Origin of the sequence: Bacillus sp. JJ722, assembly GCF_036963345.1 — a bacterium.
In the GTDB taxonomy this organism is placed as follows: Bacteria; Bacillota; Bacilli; order Bacillales; family DSM-1321; genus Bacillus_AD.
Window position 1 is genome coordinate 1 of record NZ_JBALMO010000287.1, and the last position, 1,633, is coordinate 1,633.

Genomic DNA, 1,633 nt, shown 5'->3' on the forward strand with positions numbered 1-1,633 from the left:
GATTGATGTGAATGAAGAAGCGTTGCAGGAAACAACCAATGAATTTCGTGAACAAGGTTACTCTATTTATTCGAAAGTTGCCAGTGTAACCGAGGCTAATCAGGTAGAAGAAGCTATGAAGGAAGTATACGACTTATTCGGATCGGTTGATATTTTAGTCAACAATGCCGGTGTCATTAGAGACAATTTGCTTTTTAAAATGACAGATTCTGATTGGTTAACTGTTATGGATGTACATTTAAAAGGAGCTTTTATTGCTTCTCGTGCAGCACAAAAATATATGGTAAAAAACGGATATGGTCGAATCATCAATATATCTTCAACTTCAGCACTTGGCAATCGCGGTCAAGCGAATTATTCGACGGCTAAAGCTGGCTTACAAGGATTAACAAAAACTTTGGCGATAGAACTTGGCCAGTATGGAATTACAGCAAATGCTGTAGCACCGGGATTTATTGAAACGGAAATGACAAAGGATACAGCAAAGCGTTTAGGAATTACATTTGATGAACTAATCAAGTTCCAAGTTGATAAGATTCCTGTTGGAAGAAGTGGTAAACCTGAGGATATTGCAAACGCAGTGACTTTTTTCGCGGATGAAAAATCTTCATTTGTAAGTGGACAAGTGATTTATGTTGCTGGGGGTCCTAAAAACTAACTGTGAAAGGGGTGAGTGAATCATGTTTTCAGATGTTATTGGAAATCGTTCTGAGAAAATTAAAAACAATGTTGAAAGAGGTGCTGTGAGAAAATTCGCTGAGGCTATTGGTGATCTTCATCCAATTTATATAGATGAAGAGTTTGGAAAGAAATCACGCTACAAACAAAATACTGCCCCGCCAACATTTCCGAGAGTATTCGACTACGGTACTATTGAAGGTTTAAATCTTCCTGAAAAAGGATTAATTCATGGTGAACAAGCGTATCATTATGAACGGCCTTTGCTTGTAGGGGAAGAGATTCTATGTTTTTCAGAGGTTAAAGATTATTATGAAAAGACAGGGGCCAATGGAAGAATGGGCTTTCTTGTCCTGCATAGTGTAGGAGAAGATATAAATGAACAAATCATCTTTACTTCAAAACAAGTTGTAATTATATCAGATGCTGTTAGAAAGGTTATGATGGTATGAAACTATTAACAGAATATGCTGTTGGAGAATCTTTAAATGAAGTGAAGTTAGATCCAGTTACAAGAATTGATTTAATTAAATATGCAGGAGCCTCCGGAGATTATAATCCAATTCATACAATAGATGAAGAAGCGAAAAGAGCTGGTTTGCCAGGAATTATTGCACACGGTATGTGGACAATGGGTAATTTGGCAAAGCTCTTTACATCTCACTATAATGAAGGATTTATTAAAGATTATTCAATTAGATTCAAAGGAATGGTCTTTTTAAATGATGTTATTACCTTAAAGGCAATGATAGAGGAAAAACGGGTAAATTCTTTAATATTTTCAGTTGTAGCGGTTAATCAAGATAATAAAGAAGTATTGAATGGTCAACTAACTTATTCAGTTTATTAGAAATGAAAACGTTCCCCCAAAAAGTTGTATTATTTGATATAGCTCTGTTAGCAAAGTAAAATTTGATACTAACAGAGCGATCTTATAATAAAATGAAACTTTAAT

Annotated in this window: 3 protein-coding genes; all 3 read left to right on the top strand. The window is 35.0% G+C overall.

Translation table 11 applies throughout. The annotated features are described in order from the left end of the window. Positions 1–658: SDR family oxidoreductase (locus V7014_RS23945; protein ID WP_335511066.1), on the top strand; the 658-nt coding region annotated here is incomplete at its 5' end. A gap of 22 nt (positions 659–680) precedes the next feature. After that, complete coding sequence (locus tag V7014_RS23950; protein WP_335511068.1) at positions 681–1,130, top strand: MaoC family dehydratase N-terminal domain-containing protein; 450 nt, start codon at positions 681–683, stop codon at positions 1,128–1,130. Then, complete coding sequence (locus V7014_RS23955) at positions 1,127–1,528, top strand: MaoC/PaaZ C-terminal domain-containing protein (RefSeq protein WP_335511070.1); 402 nt, start codon at positions 1,127–1,129, stop codon at positions 1,526–1,528. The genes V7014_RS23950 and V7014_RS23955 overlap by 4 nt, the downstream gene beginning before the upstream one ends. The last annotated feature ends 105 nt before the right edge of the window (positions 1,529–1,633 follow it).

Bases quoted from the DNA above. Each gene is read 5' to 3' on its own strand.
- V7014_RS23950 (WP_335511068.1), top strand. From the start codon at position 681: ATGTTTTCAGATGTTATTGGAAATCGTTCTGAGAAAATTAAAAACAAT.
- V7014_RS23955 (WP_335511070.1), top strand. From the start codon at position 1,127: ATGAAACTATTAACAGAATATGCTGTTGGAGAATCTTTAAATGAAGTG.